Below are 3,809 nucleotides of genomic sequence, written 5' to 3'. Positions count from 1 at the left end.
GTCAATGATCGGACGACTTCCGGATGCATGATCGAGCATGACGAGACGCTCACCGGAAAGCGCGCTCCACGTCACCTCGCCTCCGCCGGCCAGCGGATGATCGCGGCGTGCGACCATGCAGAACGAGTCGGTCATCACGGCTTCGCCATGCAGATCCTCGCTGCTGTGCGGGCCGATCGCGACGCCAAAATCAACCTCGCCGGATTTGACCTTGCGCACCACGTCGCTTTGAAGGTCGTCGCGCAAGCTCAACGAAATCAGCGGAAATTCGCGAATGCAAGCGGAAATCACGACCGGCATCAGGCGGCAAGCAACTGTGGGACTCGCCGCCACGACCACTCGACCGCGCCGCTGCTCGCCGAGATCGCGGATTTCCCGCAGCGCTTCGTCCAGGTCCGACAACAGGCGCGACACGCTGCCGATCAAATTTGCGCCGACATCCGTGAGTTGCACGTCCCGTGTCGTCCGGTCGATCAACTTCAGCCCTATCTCCGCCTCAAGTTCCCGCACGCAACGGCTGACCGCCGACTGAGTCAGTCCGATCTCGTCGCCCGCCCGGCTGAAGCTTTGTAGACGCGCAACCTCGATAAACACGCGCAATTGCCTCAACGTCACATTCAGCGCGCGATTCATGCCATTTCCTCATTAACATCAGCCAACAATGCCGATAGTAAATGAAATATCGCAAAACAATCTCAAATCAAGTTTCGTTGCGGTGCAGCAAAAAGGGCATACACGCACGCCTGACGGGCCTTTTGCACAGGATTGGTGATTGTCCCGATTTCATTAACGACACTTATAGCGTCTCATACGGGCCATGCTGGTAACGGGCCAGCTTACTGCCACGAGGCTTTCCGGGCGATCGACACCCGCATGGCACGGTTCTCGCATTTACTCATGCATGGGTTGGCGGCATTGCAGGTTCAACGCAAAGGTCCGTCGCAATGTGTGCTCCGACCTTATCTGGGTTCGATCTTCGAATTCCGACCAGAGTGCGCGGCGCGGGGCAGCGCACCGGGGTTAGCTTCGCTGAGGTGAAACATGATGTTTGACGATTTGAGAGATAACGAGTGGGCGCTGGTTGAAGCGTTGTTCTGTGCGGAACCTGCACGTAGCGAACGACGTGGTCGTCCGCGCGTGGAGGCACGCGCCGTCGTCAATGCAGTGCTTTGGGTTTTGTCCACGGGCGAAGGCTGGTCGAAGTTGCCGGGCCGCTATCCTTCGCCGCCGACGTGCCGTCGGCGCTTTGACGAATGGCAGGCGGACGGTACGCTTGCAGAAATCGTGAAACGCTTGGGCAGCAACGGCCGTGAGGTGTCGCTGCGCGGCCGTATTGGGTCGACTGCGGCCAAGCCGCCGGCGCCGCCGAGCCGGGACCGTCTGCGTGGCGCGTTCTGGACCAATCCGGAATCGTGGCGCGCCCCGGTCAAGATGGCCTGATTTTGGCCTGATTTTGGCCTGGTTTCGGCCGGGTTTGTAGGGTGGGGTTTTGCTGGCGGTGAGTGTGGGGCTAGGGTGGAGTCCTTCTGCTCGCCGCAGCGGTCGGCTTATATTGTATTTTCTTGCTTATTACTATTAGCCCCTATCCGGGGCGGGACTTCATTTCTTTGCAAACGCGCAAAGAAACGAACCAAAGAAACGCGTTCAAACCGCGAATACCTCAGTGTCGTCGTTGCCCATTTCAGGCTTTTGGCCCGAACGTAGTACGACTCCCACGCATCAACGCTCAGTCGAAAACCCACCTTTCTCGCAGACCGCGCGCACGCGCTTCGCCTCGACCACCCCACCCTTGATGTCGTGCCTCAGGTAACGCCGCGTGCCTATGGCAACACGCGTGGCAACGCCGCCAGTAACGCATCGCGGACACCGTCCCTAAGGTCAGTGACAAGATCGGCGAAAAATTGTCTGGTTTTGGATTGTTTGGTTTTGCCCGTCGATGCCGCGCGTGGGATGAACGAGCGCGGTTCACCGGGTTGGGGTGCCACGAGGACACAGATAGTCACGCTATATGGCCGTTGAGGCGAAGCGTGTGCGTGCCGTTTGGGCTTGGGATGGGTATTCGACTGCGCGTTGATGTGTGGGGGCGGTACTACGTTCGGGCCAAAACCCTGAAATGACCAACGACGACGCTTAGGTATTCGCGGTTTGAACGCGTTTCTTTGCTTCGTTTCTTTGCGCGTTTGCAAAGAAATGAAGTCCCGCCCCGGACAGGGGCTAACAGAAATAAGCAAGAAAATCCGACTTATGAAGAACGACCACGCTAGCAGAAGGACTCCACCCTAGCCCCACACTCGCCGCTAACAGCACCGCCCCAAAACCTGCCCCCACACTCTCCGCGAGCAGCACCGCCGCCCTAGCGCCTACGCCCGTGCCTCAGCCATCGGCTCCCGCGCAGCGGTAAACGAATACGGCGCGTTACGGCGCAAATCCCAGTCCATGGCGCGTTCATCGCGTGCTAATCGGGAAAATTCCGTCTTCCCACGCTCGGTAACAACCGCGATATCGACGGGTGCGTGAAACCCCGGGGCAGGAGCCACGGTGCGCTGCCTGACCAACTCCAACAGGCCCAGGTCGCGCAGATGACTGAAAACGTTGGGGCGCCTTGCCCACGGAACTTGTCGATACTGAGCTCGCCGGAGCGCTTCTAGTACGGCTTCGTTTGAATACGTGGTCATCTCGTTATATCTTCCAGTGCAGCCGTTACGATGCCGCCTGGCAGTGAAACACCGCCAACGGCACCGACTGAACGCGGCACGCCCCGAAACCAGTCCGCGCCGACAACGCGGCCCTGACCGGAACTCGCAGCCGCCGCTTGCGCTAGGTGCTGCTTGATTCTATTCGTCGCAACTTTTATATTCTCGAGGCCCCGTTCAACGCGCGTTACACTGCACGCCCCGCTTCCAGCCATGCATTCCATGGAATGCAACGACCCACAGCGGATTAACTCGAAAACCTATACGTTACCTCAAATTAAATTGGTTCTTATAACTTTATTGCTGCTTTTTTTTGCACTGTTCGTGGTTTGGAGACAGCGCAGACGCGCCGTCGCAATAACTTGCATGGCGGTTTTCTGGGTAATCGGCGCGGGCTGGATTTCCACACCCCTGCTCGCGCTCGCTCAGCGAGGTTTCGAAGTAGCGTCCTCAGCACAGACTGTGCACTTCGGCGCGCGAACGACGCTTATTCTGCTCGGCGGCGGCACCGAACACGATCCTCAAAAACGCTTGATTCCAAAGTACGACTCCGTTCCCAAGTTCGCGGCCACAGCCGACCTTTATCACGAGTGCCAGCGGGCGGGCGACGTGTGTCGCGTAATCGTGAGCGGCGGCAATCCGCAGCATCACGAACAAGCTGAAGCCGACAATTACCTTCCCTACCTACTGGCACGCGACGTAAAAGCGTCAGATCTGGTCAGCGAGAACACAAGTCTCAACACGTACGAAAACGCGCGCAATGTCGCGCTTCTCCTCAGGCCGCAGCACGACGAGACGCTGATTCTGGTGACGACCGCATACCAGATGCCCCGCGCGCTTCTCTCCTTCCACGCATTCGGGCTTGACCCTCAACCCTTTGTGTCGAGCGTGAAATACCCACGGGCGCCCACGTTGATCCCCCGCGGGCGAGGCTATATAGACGCTGAAACGGCGCTGCATGAACTCGTCGGTATCGCGCGCTTTTATGTCTGGCGATTTCTCCACCTGTACTGATTGAAAACGCGGCGCACAATCGATTCGCGAACGCCGCCGATTATCTCGAAATTCAGTAGTAGAAACTAATGCGGTACGCTTGTATTATCCCCGGTTCAGTCA

4 protein-coding genes are annotated in these 3,809 nt (G+C 58.3%); 2 read left to right on the top strand and 2 right to left on the bottom strand.

Going from position 1 to position 3,809, the window contains the following annotated elements:
- Nucleotides 1-621: LysR family transcriptional regulator (locus WCA53_RS26860; RefSeq protein ID WP_423917796.1), on the bottom strand; the 621-nt coding region annotated here is incomplete at its 3' end.
- 420 nt (nucleotides 622-1,041) lie between these two features.
- Between WCA53_RS26860 and WCA53_RS26855 the strand changes: the two genes are divergently transcribed.
- Nucleotides 1,042-1,440: a transposase gene (locus WCA53_RS26855; RefSeq protein ID WP_213761671.1), complete on the top strand. Its 399-nt coding sequence runs from the start codon at nucleotides 1,042-1,044 to the stop codon at nucleotides 1,438-1,440.
- 920 nt (nucleotides 1,441-2,360) lie between these two features.
- On the opposite strand, the gene WCA53_RS26850 is transcribed toward WCA53_RS26855, so the two are convergent.
- The gene (locus WCA53_RS26850) at nucleotides 2,361-2,675 is read right to left on the bottom strand and encodes a hypothetical protein (protein ID WP_423917793.1); all 315 of its coding nucleotides are present in this window, start codon (nucleotides 2,673-2,675) and stop codon (nucleotides 2,361-2,363) included.
- 384 nt (nucleotides 2,676-3,059) lie between these two features.
- On the opposite strand from WCA53_RS26850, the gene WCA53_RS26845 reads away from it, so the two are divergent.
- Complete coding sequence (locus tag WCA53_RS26845; RefSeq protein ID WP_423917788.1) at nucleotides 3,060-3,707, top strand: YdcF family protein; 648 nt, start codon at nucleotides 3,060-3,062, stop codon at nucleotides 3,705-3,707.
- Nucleotides 3,708-3,809: the final 102 nt, after the last annotated feature.

Source organism: Caballeronia sp. (genome assembly GCF_049581465.1).
Taxonomy (GTDB): domain Bacteria; phylum Pseudomonadota; class Gammaproteobacteria; order Burkholderiales; family Burkholderiaceae; genus Caballeronia.
The sequence above is the reverse complement of the archived record's forward strand: the minus strand, read 5'-3'. Positions and strand labels throughout refer to the sequence as shown.

Excerpts from the sequence above, each read along its gene's own strand:
- WCA53_RS26855 (WP_213761671.1), top strand. The coding sequence starts at position 1,042 with ATGATGTTTGACGATTTGAGAGATAACGAGTGGGCGCTGGTTGAAGCG.
- WCA53_RS26850 (WP_423917793.1), bottom strand. The coding sequence starts at position 2,675 with ATGACCACGTATTCAAACGAAGCCGTACTAGAAGCGCTCCGGCGAGCT.
- WCA53_RS26845 (WP_423917788.1), top strand. The coding sequence starts at position 3,060 with ATGGCGGTTTTCTGGGTAATCGGCGCGGGCTGGATTTCCACACCCCTG.